The sequence below is a fragment of the Bacillus cereus group sp. MYBK108-1 genome, assembly GCF_051917185.1.
Taxonomy (GTDB): Bacteria; Bacillota; Bacilli; order Bacillales; family Bacillaceae_G; genus Bacillus_A; species Bacillus_A cereus.
Window position 1 is genome coordinate 175,450 of record NZ_JBQAHZ010000009.1, and the last position, 20,687, is coordinate 196,136.

The window sequence follows — 20,687 nt, forward strand, 5'->3', positions numbered from 1 at the left end:
CACAACGGATACATTCCTCCTCATTATTAAGGGATAAGTCTTGTACAGTCTCTTGGAAAAGCACTAGCCTCTCGTACATTTGTTAATTCTAATAGTTTATATACAATCCTTTCTAACCCAATTCCGAAACCTCCATGTGGTGGACAACCATATCGGAATGTATTTAAATAAGATTGAAATTTCTCTGGATGTAATCCTTTTTCTTTAAACGAAGCGAGTAACAATTCATAATTATGAATTCGCTGTGCCCCTGACGTTATTTCTAGCCCTTTATATAATAAGTCGAATGAATCAGTAATAGCTGGATTCTCTTTATTTTGCATCGTATACATCGGTCTCGCTTCTTTCGGATAATGTGTAATGAAAACAAATTCACTATTATATGTTTCCTTTACATATTTCCCTAGTAACTTTTCACCTTCTGTATCTAAATCCCCTACAGGAGATTCTTTACGATACTTACTTTTCAAAATTTCTTGTGCTTCTAACAATGTAATTTTAGGTATTTCAGTAATAACAGGTACTTCTATTTGTAATAGTTGTAGTTCTATTTCACATTTTTTCGCTACTTGTTGAAACATATATCGTAAAACATCCGTTTCTAGTTGCATCACTTCATAAAAATCATGAATAAAACCAAGTTCTACGTCTAACGATATATATTCATTCAAATGACGGGAAGAATTATGATGTTCCGCTCTATATACAGGTGCAATTTCAAAAACTCGTTCTAACCCACCTGCCACCATCATTTGCTTATAAAACTGTGGTGATTGTGCTAAATAAGCTTCTTTTTGGAAGTATGGAAGCTTAAAAACATTTGCTCCTCCTTCTGCCCCTTGCGAAACAATTTTCGGCGTAAAGATCCGTGTGAAATCGTTCTCTATAAGAAATTCACTAAAGCTCTGAACGAGTGTAGATTTCACTTTAAAAATCGCTGCGGTTCGCTCATGCCTTAATGATATTACTCGCTCATTAAGTAGTTGATCTAAGCCAACTTGTAACTTCTTTTTATTTATTTCAAATGGAAGTGGCTCTGCACCGTTTATTACTTTCACTTCATGAGCAAGTACTTCAACACCCAATTCTGTTTTCGACGTCTCGACTGTTTCACCGATTACATGGACGACACTTTCTACATCAACTTTATATCCGGCCAATTCATTTTCTAATACACATTGAATTACTCCTGTTCTGTCCCGTAATAATAAAAAACTAACATTTCCAAGATGTCGAATCTTTTTTACCCATCCTTGAAGTAATACAACCTTTCCGCTTTTCTTTGTACATTCTTTTGTGAGTGAACGCTTCATTATTGAATCCATTATTTTTCCCTCCAGTAATTTTATATTTATTTACGTTATTGTTGTCATCGTCATCATCCACGGTCACTCACCCCCTTTCAAAGAATACAAAAATCCGCCCCTATAAATAGGGACGGATTTTTTCCGCGGTACCACCCAAATTGTCATATTGACCATCTTAGCCCTGATAACGGTAGGTACCGTTTGCTTTTACTAATAATCACGTTCAAAGCAACACTCACAGGTGTCTTTCCATCATGCGGTATCGCAACCTTCCCAGCAACCGGCTGCTCTCTGTAGACCTTTGCACCATGTACTTTTCCTGATCATCACTTTTTATATTTACAGAGTATTCTAACTCCTCACCTTATAAAACGCAAGCTTTTTTTGAAACATTCTGGTTTTATAACTCCTAACTTCTTCTAAAGTGTGAAAAGTTAATTTTGTAATACATATTCTTATGTATTACATCCGAAATTACACCTTTAATATTTTCCAATTTTTACATAAAAACTAATTCATTTACGCATATTAATAAAAATTTAAAAGCGAGGTGTGTTTATGCAAAAAGCAATTAGTTTCTTTCTCCTTTTGTTTTGCTTAATTGTAGTAAACGAAACGTATGCCTATTCACCAAAATCTTTACCAATCTCTCAAAACTCTGATCGATGGCAAGTGAATATTGATAAACCGAAAAAAACAAACAAGAATATGCTTCAAGCTAAAAAAGATGAATTTCAAACATATCATTTTTCAGTAAAGAATGTCGGGAATAGTGAAGTATATAATGTAAACGTCGAAGTATTCCGCAACGAACCAAATAAGAAAACGAAATATGAACTCTTTTCCCTAAAGGAAAGTCGTTTGGCAAGTGGAAAAACTGGATTTGAACACGCTAATTTACCCGTTGCTACAAAAGCAGATGAAGTTGATGTTATTATTACATGGCAAGAACACCCATTCCGATCGATGCGAAATGGTCAAAAAGTTGAATCTAGAAAATTTAAAGAGCATTTTGTTTTTAAAGAAGCCAAAAAGTAAATGGGATACGGATATATTCACACTATCATTGATATAGCTTTATTTACTAGTACCAGTTCTTAAGCAAATTAAAAAGTCGTGGCTTATAATGCCACGACTTTTTATATTAATTCGTACTAATGCCTCTCGCTGCCCAAATGCGATCGATATCAGCAGCATGTTGTCCGCCATATAAAAGAGCATCCGCTTGCTTAATCGCTTTCGCTCCATCACTGAATTTAGAGTTTGGTGTTAATGACCAGTGTGATTGTAAAATGATTTTTGTTGCTACATCACGGCCAAAAGCTTGTGCCATTTCGTATTGGCCTTGAGCCCAAATTTCACCATCATCATGCACTTCATTCGTTATATCTTTCGGATATACTTTATTCGTATCTAATCGGCGTAAGCATGTTGGATCTGAACTAGAATAAGCTGTCGCATCCCATTCTCCAACACATGCTTTACCATATCCAGTAGTCGATACAGCATCTTCATACATAGCACCTAAGAAGTCACCAAATCCTTCTCCCATCGCTCCGCCTTCTGCTGAACTACCAAAGCCAGGAACTTGGTTATCTTGGATTGAATGTCCGTATTCATGTGCGATAATTCCAGCATCTTCTGCATCATCAACACCGCCAGTACCAAATGTTAAAGCTTTCGTTGTCGGTGAATAGAATGAGTTATCAGCTGTTGTTCCATTCACATTCACTTTAATCGAACGATTATTAATATTTTTAAATCCTAGACTTTGAATGTAACGTTGCAATGTATCAATATGATAATATGACATCACATCTTCAAAGCTATCATTTGCACGTGTATAGTTGAATTGTAAGTTTGTAGATTTTGTTCTCGCTTTTGAAGAAATCGTTACATACTCTCCAATTAAAAATCCTGTTCCATCTAAACCTTTTAACGTAACAGTTTTCAGTTGGTTCGTTAGAGCTGTTGAATCTGCATCGTTATTATCTTTTAAGCCTACTTTACTACCGCTAGATACAACTGGGTTAGGTAAAAATACTTTTCCTGACCCTTCAGCTTTTCGGTTTATATCAACCTTTTTAATTAACTTTCCATTTTCTGCATCAATAAATGTTTCCCATGCACCAAATGGATTATTAGAATGGACTACAACTTTATATACTGGACGAGCAATTCCTTCTTCAACAATATATCCGAACTCTTTATCTGTAGGAGCCCATAAATTTTGCTCACTTGCTTCTCCAACATACGCCATTGATTTTTGTATTGCATCTTTTTCACTAATTTTTGTCGTTACTTCCTTCACACCTGTAACAGGCTGATAATCAGAAACAGCGAGTACTCCCTTTCCCTCTCCGTTAAGCGTAACTGTTATTTGTTTTGAAAATACAGGTGCACCATTAACAACTTGTTGGAACCTAACATATGAAGCTACTGACGTTTCTGTTGTAGAAATATATTGCAAGTCTGAAAGGTCTGTTTTCAATCCATACTGCGCAGCATTTTCTTTTAAATATTCAGTTGCTTTTTTCTGTGGCGAATAAGCTTCTAACTTTACTTGCTGTTGTTTTTCCAATGCCGAAACCGTAGAAATCGTCCCCATTACTAACGGTACAGTCATTGCCATTGCCACCATTTTTTTATTAAACATAGAACCACTCCCCCTAATAAAGTAGCTCAACCTTATCCCATTACCACTAGGCAATCATTCCCCGCAAAATGGATGGATAAAAATTGAATCTACGAGTAATTCTCTATGAACACTTCTATTACCTTTCCATTTAGGGTAAGTGAAATTTTCTCAATATTTATGTATAAATTGAACACAATACTGTAGAAATATATTTCTACAGTATTGTGTTCGGTACGCTATGAAAAAAGACAATTGCTAGTGGTCCTATCGAATGTATAGTCAAATAAATTCTAATCATACAAAAAAGGAAGTTGGAATCATTCCAACTTCCTTTTTTCTTTAATTAGCTGCACTTAATTTAATTCTAAGTTTTGTTTCACCTAAAGAAAGTTCATCATCTTCGTTCGTTAAGTGACCAAATGTAAATTGTTTAACGAGTAAGTTTTCTTCCAATAAATCTTTATGGTTCGTTAACGTTCGCTGTAGTTCTTCTTCTGTATCAAGAATAATATCGACTCGTAAATTAACTGGTAAATTCAACTGTTTACGGTATTCTTGAACCGCACGAATGAATTCACGCGCTACTCCTTCTTGTAACAATTCTTCCGTTACATTCGTATCTAACATAACTGTATATTGTCCGTTAGTCGTATTAGAGAATCCTGATTTTGCAACTTTCTCAACTAACACATCTTCAGCAGTTACAACTACTTCTCCTTCTGGTGTTGCTTCGTAAACTGCTCTTCCTGTTGATACAAAGTTTTGTACTTCTTCTTGTGATAATTGTTTTAGCCAACCATTCACTGCATTCACATTTTTACCGAATTTTGGCCCCGCTGTTTTAAAATTAAGCTTCAATTGATATGATGTGTATTTTGTTTCATCGAGTTCAACATGGAACGCTTTTACATTTAACTCATCCATAACGATATCACGATAAGATTCCCAATCCATATCATTCTCGTTATGCTCAAGTAATACAAGTTCTGCTAGCGGCTGTTTTACTTTTAAAGAATGCTGATTACGGTTACTTCTTCCAAGTTCAACAACTTGTAAAACAGCATCCATTTCCGCTTCTAATTTTGGTTGAAGTAGTGATTCATTTACAACTGGATAATCGGCTAAATGAACGCTGCTTCCTTCTAAATTTAGATGAATGTCTTCCGCGACAAACGGTGTAAATGGTGCAATTAATTTACTAATTGTTACAAGCACTTCATGAAGTGTCTCATACGCAGCTGCTTTCTCAGCGTTCATACCAGATTCCCAGAAACGATTACGTGAGCGTCTTACATACCAGTTACTCACTTCATCTACAAGTACTGCAATTTCACGAGCTGCATTCGTAAATTGATAATCATCAAGTGCAGTTCTCACTTTTTTCGTTGTACTATGCAATCTTGATAATACCCATTCGTCTAATTTCGTAAGCTTTACATCATACGTTTCTTTCGGATTATACTCATCTAAATTTGCATATAAAACGTAGAAGCTATACACATTGACTAATGTATCTACAAATTTAGATTTCGCTTCCAGTACTGTTCTTTCAGAAAAACGCTTCGCATTCCACGGGGCACTATCAACAAGTAAAGCCCATCTTAGCGCATCTGCACCAAATTTATCTACTAAATCAACTGGATCTAGTGCATTTCCTTTGCTTTTAGACATTTTCTGCCCTTCTTCATCTAAAACATGCCCTAGTGATAACACTCGTTTATACGGTACTTTTCCTGTATATAGTGCTGATACTGCTAATAAACTATAAAACCAGCCGCGTGTTTGATCAATTCCTTCTGCAATAACATCCGCTGGAAACTGCTCTTCAAATAACTCTTTATTTTCAAATGGGTAATGATATTGTGCAAATGGCATAGAACCACTATCAAACCAAACATCAATCACTTCTGGTGTACGATTCATTGTGCCTCCGCATTTCCCGCAGCAGACTTGCACTTCATCTACATAAGGCTTATGCAATTCCAAATCTTCTGGTGTTTCTTTCGTACTATGCTTTCTTAATTCGGCAATGCTTTTCGGTGCGAACTGATGATCACAACTTTCACATTCCCATACATTCAATGGCGTTCCCCAATATCTATTTCGGCTAATATTCCAATCTACCATATTTTCTAAAAACTTACCAAAACGTCCATGTTTCATATGATCCGGATACCAAGTAACAGAATCATTATTTTGTAAAAATGTATCTTTAATTGCAGTTGTTCGGATTAACCAACTTTCTCCTGCATAATAAAGTAGTGGTGAATCACAACGCCAGCAATGCGGATAGCTATGTTCATATTTTTCTTTATGATACAGTAAACCTTCCTTCGCTAAATAACGAACGATATCCACGTCACAATCTTTTACAAATTTCCCTTTCAAAAATGGTACTGCCTCTGTATACTCACCTTTTTCATCTACAACGTGCAAGAATGACAATCCTTCACTTTGAACAACTCTATAATCGTCCTCTCCATATGCTGGAGCAATATGAACAAGTCCTGTACCACTATCTCCCGTTACAAAATCTGCTGCAATAACGCGGTAACCATTTGTAACTTCTTTCATCGGAAATGGCGCTGTATAAGATGTGTTTAATAATTCTTCGCCTTTATGAACAGATAATACTTCATAATTCTCTTTTAATACTTCTTGTACACGTTCTTTTGCAACAATGTATACATGACTTTCTTGTTTTGCTTTAACGTATTCCATATTTGGATGGACAGCAAGCGCAACGTTTGCTGGAAGTGTCCAAGGTGTCGTTGTCCAACCTAAGAAATACTCATTTTCACTATCTTTCACTTTAAACTTCACAGTTGCACTTAAATCTTTTACTGTTTTATACCCTTGTGCAACCTCATGTGAGCTCAATGAGGTTTGGCAGCTTGGGCAGTATGGTGAAACTCTATGTCCTTTATATAACAATCCTTTTTCATGGATTGTCCCCAAAATATGCCATACACTTTCGATATATGGATTCTTTAAAGTTACATATGGATCATCCATATCTACCCAATAACCAATACTTTCAGTGAATTCGCGCCACTGCTTCTCATATGTGAAAACACTCTCTTTACACTTTTGAATAAATGGTTCAATGCCATATTCTTCGATCTCATGTTTACCAGAAATACCAAGTTGCTTCTCAACGCCTAATTCTACAGGTAAACCATGTGTATCCCATCCTGCTTTTCTTAACACTTTATAACCAGCCATCGTTTTATATCTTGCTACTAAGTCTTTAATTGTTCGTCCAAGTGCATGACCTACATGCGGTAGTCCGTTCGCCGTTGGTGGTCCTTCATAAAATACGAAAGACTGTGCGCCTTCTCGATTCTGAATTGATTGTTCGAAAATATTTTGTTCGTTCCACTGTTTGCGAATTCGCATTTCTCTTCCTACAGCTGATTCTTTTACATCTACTTTTTCCATATACAATCACTCCTTTGAATATTTTAAAGCACACAAAAAACCCGTCCCTATAAAGTAGGGACGGGTTTACCCGCGATACCACCCTAATTCTATTAGCTTTTTCACTAATAGCACTTAGCAACGTACTATCATACGTGTTCTTTGTAACGGTAGACATCCGTCCGGGCTTACTTACTTTCAGCCTCGGCTCCTCGGAGATGATTTTCAAATAACGTCTGCACACCGGCTTTCAGCAATATACCGGCTCTCTGGAGAACAGCTCACTATTTTACTCTTTCTCGTCTTCAGATTTGTATACTTTGTTAAAAGTTATTTTATGCCATTTAGCAACTAATTGTCAACTAATTCAAAATATATCCTTATCTTTTTTCCCTATTCTTATACAATTACTTTTCAAATTCTCGCAATGCTGCTAAATTTTCATCATCCTCAATAAGTTCAGCAAAGAATCCCGATTCATCCTCACGAAGGACAAATTCAAGCTCTTCCTTCGCCTCTTCATTTCTATTTAACTGTGCTAAATAACAAGCTCGATCATATCTTGCTAACAAATCACTCGCGTCAATTATTAATACTTCATTTGTTATTTTTTCTGCCTTTATCGTTTGGCCGGCACCATGATATGAAGATGCTAAAGAAAGAAGAATTGCTGTTTCATTTGGATGATGTATAGAAGCATTTTCTAATACATGAATTGCCTCTTCAAACCTTTCTTGACTTTGATATATTTCTCCTAAAGCAAGAAATGCTCTACTTACAAACGGTGTTTGCTCTGTTAATTGCAAGATAATCTTTTCTGCTTTTCTTTCTTCCCCTGCTTTAAAAAATACTTGTGCTTGCAGAAGAAAAGTATCATAATCATCTGGTAGTTCTCGAACCATTTGTTTCGTTAATTCCAAAGCATCTCTTAACATATCTTCTTCCTCGCACTCAACGAAAAGATTTACAAGTTGCTTCGCTACGTCATAATCCCATTTATTTTCTAGTGACGTGTGCAGAATCTCTATTGCTTCTTTATTCATCTCTACATTCTCATAAAATAGCGCAAATCGCTGTGCTGCCATACTATTTTTCGGATTTAACTTTAAAGAGATTTCATATAAATCAATTATCATAGTAACCATTGAAATTTCTTTCGCACGATTTTTCATACGATAAAAAGCTCTCGTAATGATAGATCGTTTTGGCTGTTCATGCAGCTGGCGTTCAATCCATATTTCCGTAACCGCAGCTGCAGCATACATGAATGCTGTACTCCTTTCTGCTTTTTTCACCTTTAACGTATGAAGAAAATCTCGTATGTTAGACAATTTTTTATGTTGCTCTACTGCTTTTACATAAACATCAAATATACGTTCATTATCAAAATCTTTTTGTATTACTTTCATTGCAACTTCAATTGCTTTTACATTTCTTTTTTTCACTAATACTTTTGCATAATGATATAGAACTTCTATATGCTCACCATCTAATTGTAGTGCGTATTCAACCTGTGCTTGTTCTTTATCTATTTCATTCATCGCTCCGTACACATATGCAATCGCATCTAAACGCCATATTTCAGGTACTTCGTCCACTAATTGTTCTAGTTCAGTCAGCAATTCTTCCTGAAGATTCATATCTACTGAAAGCTGTGCTAAATATTCCATATTAATATGCAACGGCTCTTCTTTCATCGCCTGAACCATATGACTTTGTTCTTTAGAACGGTTTTCTTCTTTTTCGTATATTTCCGCAAGCTGTAAATGTACACCTACGAAATTCCCATCAAGCTCTAAACATGTTTCATACGCTTGTTTTGCTTCCGTCAATTGCCCTAATGCCATAAGTGTTTCACCAATTCGGTAATACGGTAATGCCATTTCCATTTGTTCTATCGCCTTATTATATCTTTTCATCGCTTGGCCGTACTGTCCAATAGATTCATATAAAATACCTGCATAACAACCGTACTCACTTACTTCATTTCTTTCTTTGTGTAACGTTCTTAAAAATGCTATACCTCGTTGTACAAATTCCGTTCCTTTAATTCGATTCACATATTCATCTAACGCACTTGCTACATTATAATCACTTTTCTTTATACCATTTTCTAACTTAGATAGTGCTACTTTAAACCCTTCTTCATTTCCACCAAGTTCAATTTCAGCATCCCATAAAACCATTCCTGCATTCATGAGGAAATCTTGGCTCTTTTCAATTTGCTTCTCAAGACCAAGTATATATTCTTTTGCTTCCTTATATTGTTCTCTTGCCATATAAACTTGTGTAAGTCCGAAGTGAGAATAAACATCCTCATCATTTTCTTCTAAAGCACGCTTATACAATACTTCTGCTTCTTCCAAGCTATCATTTTGAAAATGATAATCACCTAATTTTACGTAAAGAGGTGCTTTATCATCACAATTCTCAATACCGTTTAATAAAATTTCTTTCGCACTTTCCTCATCCTTCAAATCAGATTCGTATATTTCCGAAAGTTTCGTATAAATGTAAGGTGCATTACTATCCAAACGAATCGCTACTTTAAGCCCTTTTATTGCTAAATATAATTTCCCTAGTTGATGTGCACATCTCGCTCGTTCATACCATACATGCGCTTCATATTTATACTCTTTTAACAAGTCATTAAAGATTTCATATGCTTCTTCATATCTTTCTAAATCTATTAATATTAAACCGTGATTTGTTAAAGTGAACCTTTCAGGACTACGCTCTAACGCAACTTGAGAGTATTGCAATGCTTTTTCAGATTGATCAATATACATATAGGATAAAGCGAGAAAACTCCAAGCAATAGGCTGATCTGCGTCTAATTGTAACGATGAAAGAAAGCTTGAAATCGCTTCTATATAACTTTCCTGCTCAAAAGCATATCTTCCGTTTATTAAATGATATAAAGCACGATTATTTTTCTTCTCAACGCTTGTCAGCATTTGCTCCGCTTTCTCTACTTCTTGAAGACGAATAAAACACTGTGCACCATGCAATTTAACAAAGTCCGAGTTCGGAAACTTTTCCATTAACTTATCGATACAATATAAAATAAATTCTTTATCTACTTCAACATCTAAGTGCTTTATCGTATATAACCACGTATTTGGATTATCACTCGTTTCTTTTAAAAATTGTACTAAGTTACTAATCCCCTCTTTGTCATGTTCATCTAAATGATCCGTAAGAGAAAAAATAGATTTAAAGTAACGATTTTCTTCCTCACTTAGAAACGCTAGTTGCTCCTTCTTTTCTTTCGGAACAAACGTGATTGCTAAACAGCCTGTATAACGATATTTTTCTTGTAATTTACTATATTCCACAAGAACTGGTTCTATAAAGTTTGGATCTTGAACATAGAAAGCTTGCAATGTATCATCATATCCAGATAGAACTTGTACGTGTGAAGCATGCTCAATATCTATACTTAATAAAACAGGAATTCCTTCGTCAATCAGTCTCTTATAATTCTCTTCATTCCCTTTAAAATAACGATATTCATAACCTAATTCTTCTAAATAAGAAACAGTATCTGAAAACTTCGAACCTGTCATATCAAAAATAAACTCTGCTATTTCATCTTGTGTACGTTTCTCTCCCCATATACGCAACATCATCTCTAAACTTGTCGGAACACAATAATTATCCTTTTGTACAATAGGAACTATCGGCAAGTGAACCTTTTTTCCATCCGGATTTTTTTCTAAATTATGATATAAAGATTCTCTTAAACTCTTTTCTTCTTTTAATAGTTTTTGTAAATCTGCAAATTTATTCATTTTGTACAGTGCTTCTGCACGTAAATGTACAAAGTAAGTATTATAGGCATGATACGGCAGCTGAGTATTTATGTTATCTATTACCGCTAACATCTCTTCATATCGCTCTAAATCTAATAAATACTTTATCTTCTCAAAATGAAAATATGGTACTTGTGGGAATTTTACAATTGCATCATCGATTAACTGTATCGCGCGTTTTTGTTCTCCTTTATTCGCATACAATTGTGATAATAAATAGGTAGATAACTCTTCACAATCTTCATGCTGCATGCCAGCAATAAATTGTTCTTCCGCTTTCTCCCATTCACCTGTATGCATATAAACGTAGCCCCATTTATCAAACACTGCGCGTGCACTGTACTCCTCTGCTTTTTGCATATACATTAACGCTTCTTCGTTTCGTTTCATTTCTAAAAGACATCGTACTAACGTAAAATATGTTTTCGCTAAAAAATCTGCATCTATTTCTTCTTTATTACTCTCTTCTAAAGTTTCTTTTAACAGCTGCTCTGCTTCAAGAATTTTCCGCTCATCAATTAACTCATCACAATATAAAGAGAGCGTTCTCATATTTGGGAATTTTTTATAAGCGTAACGAATGAGGAATGAACTGTATTGGTGCATAAGCCCTTCATCAGTAAGACGAATTAATATATCGAACTCCTTATGCGAAGGAATATTGGCAAGCCAATTCTTCACATAGGATAAAGTATTCGTTTCTTTTATATATGCAATTTCATTATTTATTTCCTGTAATCCATCTACAAATCTCTTGTCTTTTAAACAAGTTTCTAACTGCTTAAAATCTAGCATGCATTCACCTCGAATTTATATTTATACTGCTACTTGCTTAGATTTTACACACCATATAGTATGTATTCAACTAAAATCTCTTATAATGGATAGTATTAATTAATATTATTCAAATTTATAATAAAATATAGTAAAAATGATTGTTTTTCTCCGTATTTTGTTTAATTATATGGAATAACGTAACATGCGGTTTTTATCTTGTAGAAGCTGAAATTAGTACATAAAATTATATCAGCGATAATTCAAATATATCGGCGATTTTCAAATTATATCGACATTAAACGACGATCCTTATATATCATGACTTTTAACATACTATGTCACCAAATGTAATTTTCATATTCGGAGCGTATACTAAAGAAGAATGCACATGAAATATTTTAAAAAATCGTAGTTCAGCTTCATATTGAGCTAGCGCATCATCATATGTTAATCCTCTAGCCATTAAACGTTCTACAAATTGTTGCTTATCACCCGGATCACCTGCAATCCCCTCTTCTTTTAATGATTGATACAAATCGTTTTTATCATTGTGATGCATATTTGAATCTAAAAAGTTCACTTTATCGCTTACTCTACATTCAATATTTTTCACACCTAATTCACTTAAATATATCGGTATTTTCATACCAATATTTCCATCTTTTCCACTCCTCTGCGTGTCACTTTCAAATAAATTCTGCAAAATGCCTAGCTGGATAATTTCCGATTGGTTCTCTCCATCCAAAGTGTATGAAGACATATTTGATATCCAATGTGGTTCAAAACAGATTATTTTCCCGCCCTTTTTAACTGAATGTATCATTTTTTGTAGCATTGTTTCTGGAGTAGTCATATGTAATAAGAAAGCATGACAGATTGCTATATCGTATTTATCGTTCAGTTCAATTTCTGTAGCATCTCCCTCCAGAAATTCTGACTCGTACGGAAGTGAACGAAACAACTCTCTCGCTTCAGCTAATAATGTTTCTCCACTATCAATGCCTGTATACTTTGATCCTTCTGGAAGTAAAGGCATTAATAATAAGCCTAAATAACCATATCCACAACCGTAATCAACGATATGTACAGGCTTAGTAATCTTCCAAACTGTATTTACTAAAAAGCTTACATAATCGTCGTTGTAATATAAATCTCTCGTGTTTTTTAAATATGTTAGTTTATTGTTCCAATCATATGTTTCCAACATCTAACGCCTCCTTTTATATACAAAACTAAAGTTCTCTATATAATAGCCGTATTCCTACACTTTTCTTAAAATTTCAAAGCAAAAAAGCTAGTGTATTTTTAATAATACACTAGCTTTTTATTTGGAAGAAAAATTTAACAAGTACAATCACAATCAAAACAATCCGTACAATCTAAATCGTCACAATCTGCTTTTCTCTTTCTTTTGTTTCTTTTAAGATAATAATACAGTAGCCCAAACAATAGTATACAAATAACAAAAGCTATTATTGCTTCTGTATAGTTATTTTGAGTCATAAAACCAATTCCACTTCCGCCTGAAATAAAAATTAGAATTAAGTAAATCCAGAACATCTATGTAAATACCTCCATTACTATATATCTTAAGATAATATCCATATAACACTAGAGGAAATGAATAATCCCATACCATTACCGCTTAATACACCAGTAGTTATTCTTAGCAAATTTGAGCTATTTCTCCATTTCCACTTTTGGGTGAACCCATCGATAAGTAACGGAATTTGAGCGAAAAATGATAGTATGATTGCCAAAAGAAATGAAGGTGTCATATAAAAATAAATTGGAAACATTAAAATACCAATAAGCATGCCTGTACAACGTGCACATAAAGGTATGTACTTTTGTAGTTTAAAAAAACTCCTATCTAATCTTCTATGACAAGGAATTTGTAAAATAAAAGTTCGAATCAATATGAATCACCCTCTCTAAAAAGATTTTAATTGATTTTGCAAAAAAAATATATATCCAATAAAGAAACAAACCAGGTTTATACTAGACCCAGTTTGTCAGTTTACTACTATGTTACATCTCCTCAGGTGCCTCCACCCCAAGTAAACGTAATCCTTCTTTTAATACAACCGTCACAGCATAAACCAATGCGAGTCTGCTGTCTTTTTCTTTGCTCTCTTCTAATATACGAACATTACCGTAATATTTATTGAATGATTGTGCTACATCTAATATATATTTCGAAATAATCGATGGCTCATTTTTATTGAAAGCTGCTCCAATTATTTGCGGGAATTTATTTAGTAATTTTACGACACTCCAGCTATGATCGTCTTTTAAAGCAAATGTACATGTTTCAAATTCTACACTTTCTTTTCTTAAAATAGAACAAGCACGTGCATGTGTGTACTGTACGTACGGGCCTGTTTCCCCTTCAAATTTCAGCATGTTTTCTAATGAGAATTCAATATTGTGCATACGCTCATTTTTTAAATCGTGGAAGATGACTGCACCAACACCGACTTGCTTTGCCACTACTTCTTTTTGTTTTAAGTTTGGATTTTTCTCTTCAATATTTTGTTTTGCAAGTTCGATTGCTTCTTCGAGTACTTCTTCAAGTAAAATAACTCTTCCTTTACGTGTCGACATTTTCTTACCATCTTTTAAAATGAAGCCAAACGGTACGTGTTCCATACCATCAACCCAAGTATAGCCAAGTTTTTTTAATACGGTGAAAAATTGATTGAAATGTAAGCTTTGTTCTGGACCAACAACATATAGCGCTTTATCAAACCCATAAGTGTTTTGACGATATAAAGCTGCCGTTAAGTCACGCGTTGCATAAATCGTCGCACCATCTGATTTTCTAATTAAGCAAGGCGGCATTCCTTCTTCTTCTAAATTAACGACTAATGCACCTTCTGATTCTTCAAGCAACTCATGTTCTTCTAAAATTCCAATAAAATCTTCCATTAAATTATTATAAAATGCTTCTCCCTGAAAATTAGTAAATTCTACGCCGAGAAGTTCATAAATGCGAGAAAATTCTTTAAGGGACTCATGACGGAACCAATTCCAAAGTTCTACCGCTTCTTCATCACCTTCTTCTAGTTTCTTAAACCAAGCACGTCCTTCTTCTTCTAGTTCTTCGTCGTCTTTTACCTCTTCATGGAATTGGACATATAACTTAAATAGCTCACGTATTGGATCTTCTTTAACTACTGCTTCATTTCCCCATTTTTTATAAGCCGTAATTAACTTTCCAAACTGTGTTCCCCAATCTCCTATATAATTAATCCCTACAACTTCATAGCCACATTTTTCAGCGATATGTTTCAGCGAATTTCCTATCATTGTAGAACGTAAATGCCCCATCGAAAAAGGTTTCGCGATATTAGGAGAGGAATAATCAATTACTACTGTTTTTTCACAGCCAAAGTGGTTTTGACCGAACTCTTCTTTCTCCGCTAAAACTGTTTTTAATACTGCATCACTTACAGTTTCACGATTGAAAAATACATTTACATAAGGACCAACGGCTTCTACTTTCGTAAAAAACGGATTATTTAATTTCTCAGCAACTTCCTTTGCGATAAGAGCTGGTGCTTTTTTATATTGCTTCGCTAATGAAAAGCATGGGAACGCTGCATCTCCAAATTCATCTTGTTTCGGTGTTTCAATTAAATCTAAAATTTGTTTTTGCGTTAATTCATTCGTGAAAATATTAGATAAACTTTCCGCAAACTGCATTTTATAATCCATGATACAACCTCCTTATTTTTTAAAACACAAAAAACTCGTCTCTAAAAAAGAGACGAGTTTTAACCCGTGGTACCACCCTTGTTGTTCGTTACGAACCACTTTCCCGTTTATAACGAGGACAGGGGGCCTCGGCTTTCTCTACTATTCGTTCAAGAAGCATCTCCGAAGTGCGCTTCATCTTTTTCTTCCGTACTAGGCTCACACCATCCCTAGCTCGCTTTCCTTCTAAAAAAGACTACTCTCTTCATCACAGACAGTATATTTAATTAATTATTGCTTATTATACATCTTTTCAAACAATTATCAAGGGGCAATTACACCAAAGTGAAACTTAGCACTTTTTCTTTTGTATACATAAAAATTGTGTTTTTCAAATCTAGAACTACGAAAATGATCTTTTAAAACGACACGTTTTCTCGCCACTCGTTTTGCCTCCGCAATTGTTTCGTCAGTAATATCATGATACAAAGCGAAGTGTTTTAACCCTTTAATTCCATCGGATTCTATGACAGTTTCTTCAAACATCGGATCAAGGTAAACGACATCGTAACTATTGTCTTCACATTGCGCTAAAAATGAAAAATGCTCCGTTTGCTTTACTTGAATTCTTTGCATTGCTTCATCAATTTCAGAAACGGATGAAGACCATGTTTTCAAACCATTTTCCATAATATAAGCCATATACTCATTGCCTTCAAGTCCTGTTACTTTTCCGCTTTCCCCAACAACATAACTAGCTACAATACTATCTGATGCCATCCCGAGCGTACAATCTAACACTGTCATTCCTCTCTCTAATTGCGTGGCTTGTACAAACGGATCGTGTTCTCCACGCATTAACCTTTTCACACGAAACATCGCTGAGTTCGGATGAAAGAAAAACGATTCTTCCGTACCTTTTGGATAAATAGCTAATCGGTTCTTCCCTACGACAAGCACATCTTGTTCATACTGCTCATGTAGCTTATGTACTGGTATGTCATTACGTTTAACGAAAGAAGCATTTAATTCTGCTGCTACCTCGTTTGCATAATCTGTCATTTCTTTGTTCGTTCTTCCTGCTGTTGTTACGATCATTGTTTCACCTCTATATACAGAAAAGAGGGAGATTTACTCTCCCCCTTCTTTAGCAATTCTTTTCGAAAGCTTGTTCTAAGTTCGTAATAATTTCGTCCATAGTTGCACCTTCAATTTCATGACGGTGAATGAAATGAACAACTTCTTTTCCTTTTAATAATGCCATAGATGGTGAAGATGGAGGAATTTCTCCGAAGTATTCACGCATTTTTGCAGTAGCATCTTTATCTTGACCTGCGAATACAGTTACAAGATGATCAGGTTGTTTTTCAGCACGAACAACCGCTTGACCTGCTGATGGACGTGCTAAACCAGCTGCACAACCACAAACAGAGTTTACAACTACTAAAGTTGTACCTGATGTATTTTCCATAAATTCTGTTACAGCTTCTTCTGTAGTTAACTCTTCAAACCCAGAACGCACTAACTCTTGGCGCATTGGGATTACCATTTGGCGCATGTATTCTTCATAAGCATTTGACATCTTGTAATCTCTCCTTCAACTTTCATTCCAAATTCATCATATCACGCTCTATTAATAGGTGCAAAAGAAAGATAACGATGATTTCATTTTTTTGTAGGGATTTCACAAACCCCACCGCGGCAATGTCCCACTGGAACAAGTTTTCTATTATTAGCGATATAATCGTATACTTTACTTCCAAAACCAAGTACGATAGATAGCTTTATAAAAGGAACTGCAAACCAATAAGATGGAACGGCCTTTGCTAATACATCTATGCTCTGAATACCGTCATACCACTTATTATTTTTAAAAATATACAGTCTTCTTTGTTCCATCTTACTTTGTAGTTCTTGAGAAAGCTCATACTTCTCAACTACATCTTCATTTCGAAATGAAACAAATTTCATCTTACCCTTTTTATCTAATTTTTTCGTACGTTCTGCAACGGCCGTACACATCGGACACCAACTATCATAGAAAACAATCATACATTATTCCCCTTTACGTGACTCCGTCATTTGTTTCCATACAGAACCTTTTGCTTCTTCTCCGCCTTCAATACGCTCTAATGCTAGACGTGCTTGCATCGCTACTTCAAACTCTGGATCATCTTGCGCTGCTTTTAATGCTGGAATCGCACTTTCATCTCCAAGTTCAAATAAGAACATCGCTGCACGCCAGCGTACTAATTTACTTGGATCTTTCAGAGATTTAATCATAACGAACATCGCTGCCGGATCACCTACATCTGATAAACAATCTCCTGCAGTACGGCGAACACTTACAGAGCGATCTAACAACGCTTTATATAATAACGGTAATACTTCATCACCTTTTACCATACCTAAATACGCTGTTGCTAAGCGGCGTATTGAAACTTTTTCATCATCTAACGCCATCTTCAACACTGGAATATCTTCTTCAGTAGGATCCATTTGTTCTAATGCTGCAAAACGGTTTTTCCAGTCAGAATCTTTCATCATCTCTTCTGTTACTTTATATGGCTCACGCTTTTGAATCGTTACTTCAACAGCACCCGCTTGATTTAATAATTCTTTAACCGTTTCATTTACACGTTCTTCTGAATAAGCAGCAACAATCTCTTCCACTACTTCTTTCCCAATTTCTTCAAAATTACCGTAACGTGTACTTTGTTCTACCCATTTACGCTCTTTTACAACGTTTGGTGCAGACATTTGCACTTTCATAATTGATTCTTTAAAACGATCTGGTAAACCAACACGTTCTTCCGTCGTTCCATCTGTTAACTTTACTTGCATTGGAATTGTAAAGAACATTTGAACAAACACTTTCACTTCTCCAAAATGAGCAAGTTGTTGTTCTTCACTTTCTTCCAATACTTCTTCGCCGAAAACAGCACGAACTTGTTGTAATAAAACTTTCCAGTCATACTTCGCATTTCGCTCCACTGCTAAAAAGTCGGCTACATGATATACACCTTTAATGCCTTCAATTTTCAAAATTTCTTGCACTTGCATTGGTGCTTGTTCTTTATTTTCATTTGTATAATTATTACGTGCTCCTGATGGTAATACTTCATTCAAAATAACTTTCATTGTATTTGGACTTGGCGTCGGTTCAATTGCTTTAATCTTCACGTAAAAAACTCTCCTTTATTGCATGTTCTTAGCTGTATTGTAACATGTTATCACTCTATACTCCTACTCGGATGCTTAATTTTACTACTTTCTTCCCGCTACCATACTATTTCATTCTTTTTACATTTTAAATTAGGAACGGGATTTTAAAAGCTTTCGTTTCCGATGATTTTTATTTTTTATCCATTAAGTTTATTAAAATACTTTCCACAATTTTTTCCGAAGCTATTACTTAAAATCACCTTTTATTACAATGCCCCCTCCCGCCTTCTCTCCAAAAAGGTAATACTCTCAATCACAACTTCAGTTCTATATATTCTCTTGCCTTGTTCATCATCGTAATTACTAGTCTGAATACGCCCTGTAATCCCAACGAGCGACCCCTTCTTACAATATTCAGTTACATTCTCAGCCGATTTGCGCCAAACGACACAATTAATAAAATCGACTTGTTGTTCACCTAAACTATTTCGAAATCCTCTATTCACCGCAACACATATTCGTGCATAAGCGACGCCTTGTTTTGTGTAGTATAATTCTGGCTCCTTTGTCAATCTACCGATTAATACAACTCGATTCATCATAAGTTATACCACCTCACATGTTTTTCTTCATTGTAAGGAGAAATGTTTGAATGGTAAAAAGCACAAAATGATATATCCGTAAGTAAAAAGTATTATTTTAGACCTTACAAAACAAAAAAAGAAACCATACATAGTTCAAACATGTATGGTTTCAAAATTTATTACACTTCAGTACAAGATATGTAATATCCTCCGCGAGCCATCTTTATTTCAGCACGGTACATTGCATTTTCTAAGTAGAAAGTAATCGGTTTAACTTTACTCACAAATTTTAGTCTTTCATTGCATTCAGTTGCATATCCTTCAATCGCTGAAGTAATAACTTTTGATGATGGATACGTTAAAGCTTCATCTAGTTCTATGAAAAAACTTTTAGAAAATAGTTTTTTCATAATCCCCTTCTTCTCTTTCATCATATTCCATCTCCTTCACTTCAAGTTGCTATCATCCATATTATACCATACATTCAATATATCTTTGAAAATAAAAAAATCCTGCATTTTTCATGCAGGATTTTTTTATTAGTCATTTTTCGTAAAGTAAGAAACGAAACGAAGAATTTCTAAGTATAACCATACTAATGTAAGCATTAGTCCCATCGCAGTATACCACTCCATATATTTCGGAGCTTGACTACGTACACCATTTTCGATTAAATCGAAATCTAGTAATAAGTTTAATGCAGCAACTACAATAACAACTGCACTAATAATAATACCGATTGTACCACCTTGGTGAATGTATGGAACAGTTACACCAAACATATTTAGTAGGAATACGACTAAATACATAACCATAATTCCAAGTGTTGCTGCCATCACGCCTGTACGGAATTTATCCGTTACTTTTACTACGCGTGTTGCATATAACACTAACATTGCAAATAGAATTGAGATTGTTAGTAATACAGCATTTAAAACGATAGAATCGCCAAATTTCATTGTATAAACTGCTGAAATACTTCCTAACACAACCCCTTCTACCGCTGCATAGATTGGTGCACCAAAAGGTGAAATACGCGGGAAGAACATAGACGCAAATGCGATGATTGCCGCAACGATTAAAGCACCAATTAATACTGGCATCTTCATCGTCCCCTGCATCATCTGTATGTATGAATAGACAGACGTTGCAAGTAGCAAGATAAGCATAATGAACGTTTTGCCTACTGTTCCGCCAATCGTCATCGCAGAAGCACTTGCTCCCTCTTTACGGAATGCCTCTTTTTTCAACATTGGATTAGATGTTCTCATTTTTTCCCTCC

At 35.0% G+C, this 20,687-nt stretch carries 16 protein-coding genes and 3 other annotated features; of the genes, 1 reads left to right on the forward strand and 15 read right to left on the reverse strand.

Annotated elements, in window-relative coordinates:
* Window positions 1-26: 26 nt before the first annotated feature.
* The gene (aspS, locus tag ACTFSL_RS15325) at window positions 27-1,325 is read right to left on the reverse strand and encodes an aspartate--tRNA(Asn) ligase (protein ID WP_000377334.1); all 1,299 of its coding nucleotides are present in this window, start codon (window positions 1,323-1,325) and stop codon (window positions 27-29) included.
* Between the two features lie 105 nt (window positions 1,326-1,430).
* Window positions 1,431-1,643: a binding site (T-box leader), on the reverse strand.
* Between the two features lie 222 nt (window positions 1,644-1,865).
* Here aspS and ACTFSL_RS15330 point away from each other — a divergent pair.
* The gene (locus ACTFSL_RS15330; RefSeq protein WP_001167921.1) at window positions 1,866-2,345 is read left to right on the forward strand and encodes a hypothetical protein; all 480 of its coding nucleotides are present in this window, start codon (window positions 1,866-1,868) and stop codon (window positions 2,343-2,345) included.
* Window positions 2,346-2,451: 106 nt separating this feature from the next.
* Here ACTFSL_RS15330 and ACTFSL_RS15335 read toward each other — a convergent pair whose 3' ends face one another.
* The 14 genes from ACTFSL_RS15335 to ACTFSL_RS15400 all read right to left on the reverse strand — a co-directional run bounded on the left by ACTFSL_RS15335 (window position 2,452) and on the right by ACTFSL_RS15400 (window position 20,676).
* A complete protein-coding gene (locus ACTFSL_RS15335) occupies window positions 2,452-3,963 on the reverse strand; it encodes a M36 family metallopeptidase (RefSeq protein WP_440041943.1) in 1,512 nt (503 codons plus the stop codon).
* A 321-nt stretch (window positions 3,964-4,284) separates the two neighbouring features.
* Window positions 4,285-7,386 (reverse strand): isoleucine--tRNA ligase, encoded by a 3,102-nt coding sequence (gene ileS, locus ACTFSL_RS15340; RefSeq protein WP_440041945.1) that lies wholly within the window; start codon window positions 7,384-7,386, stop codon window positions 4,285-4,287.
* Between the two features lie 53 nt (window positions 7,387-7,439).
* Window positions 7,440-7,680 (reverse strand) — a binding site (T-box leader).
* A gap of 92 nt (window positions 7,681-7,772) precedes the next feature.
* A complete protein-coding gene (locus ACTFSL_RS15345; RefSeq protein ID WP_440041947.1) occupies window positions 7,773-11,975 on the reverse strand; it encodes a tetratricopeptide repeat protein in 4,203 nt (1,400 codons plus the stop codon).
* Between the two features lie 307 nt (window positions 11,976-12,282).
* Window positions 12,283-13,161, reverse strand: a complete 879-nt coding sequence (locus ACTFSL_RS15350) for a class I SAM-dependent methyltransferase (protein ID WP_440041962.1) — start codon at window positions 13,159-13,161, stop codon at window positions 12,283-12,285.
* A 137-nt stretch (window positions 13,162-13,298) separates the two neighbouring features.
* Window positions 13,299-13,517, reverse strand: coding sequence for a hypothetical protein (locus ACTFSL_RS15355; protein WP_000498606.1), 219 nt, complete (start codon window positions 13,515-13,517; stop codon window positions 13,299-13,301).
* A gap of 29 nt (window positions 13,518-13,546) precedes the next feature.
* Window positions 13,547-13,876: a DUF2085 domain-containing protein gene (locus tag ACTFSL_RS15360; protein WP_000621474.1), complete on the reverse strand. Its 330-nt coding sequence runs from the start codon at window positions 13,874-13,876 to the stop codon at window positions 13,547-13,549.
* 112 nt (window positions 13,877-13,988) lie between these two features.
* Window positions 13,989-15,677, reverse strand: a complete 1,689-nt coding sequence (gene argS / locus ACTFSL_RS15365) for an arginine--tRNA ligase (RefSeq protein ID WP_440041949.1) — start codon at window positions 15,675-15,677, stop codon at window positions 13,989-13,991.
* A 45-nt stretch (window positions 15,678-15,722) separates the two neighbouring features.
* Window positions 15,723-15,937 (reverse strand) — a binding site (T-box leader).
* 43 nt (window positions 15,938-15,980) lie between these two features.
* Window positions 15,981-16,754 (reverse strand): class I SAM-dependent methyltransferase, encoded by a 774-nt coding sequence (locus ACTFSL_RS15370; RefSeq protein WP_440041951.1) that lies wholly within the window; start codon window positions 16,752-16,754, stop codon window positions 15,981-15,983.
* A gap of 49 nt (window positions 16,755-16,803) precedes the next feature.
* On the reverse strand, window positions 16,804-17,238 hold the full coding sequence (locus tag ACTFSL_RS15375; RefSeq protein WP_000063706.1) for a BrxA/BrxB family bacilliredoxin: 435 nt from the start codon (window positions 17,236-17,238) through the stop codon (window positions 16,804-16,806).
* 83 nt (window positions 17,239-17,321) lie between these two features.
* Window positions 17,322-17,708: a thiol-disulfide oxidoreductase DCC family protein gene (locus ACTFSL_RS15380; protein ID WP_440041952.1), complete on the reverse strand. Its 387-nt coding sequence runs from the start codon at window positions 17,706-17,708 to the stop codon at window positions 17,322-17,324.
* A gap of 3 nt (window positions 17,709-17,711) precedes the next feature.
* A complete protein-coding gene (locus ACTFSL_RS15385; protein WP_000692564.1) occupies window positions 17,712-18,839 on the reverse strand; it encodes a conserved virulence factor C family protein in 1,128 nt (375 codons plus the stop codon).
* A gap of 248 nt (window positions 18,840-19,087) precedes the next feature.
* Entirely contained in the window at window positions 19,088-19,423 is a 336-nt protein-coding gene (locus ACTFSL_RS15390; protein WP_000982017.1) for a single-stranded DNA-binding protein, read from the reverse strand.
* A 161-nt stretch (window positions 19,424-19,584) separates the two neighbouring features.
* Window positions 19,585-19,839: a DUF4318 domain-containing protein gene (locus ACTFSL_RS15395; RefSeq protein ID WP_440041955.1), complete on the reverse strand. Its 255-nt coding sequence runs from the start codon at window positions 19,837-19,839 to the stop codon at window positions 19,585-19,587.
* 105 nt (window positions 19,840-19,944) lie between these two features.
* A complete protein-coding gene (locus ACTFSL_RS15400) occupies window positions 19,945-20,676 on the reverse strand; it encodes a Bax inhibitor-1/YccA family protein (RefSeq protein ID WP_001260655.1) in 732 nt (243 codons plus the stop codon).
* Window positions 20,677-20,687 lie beyond the last annotated feature (11 nt).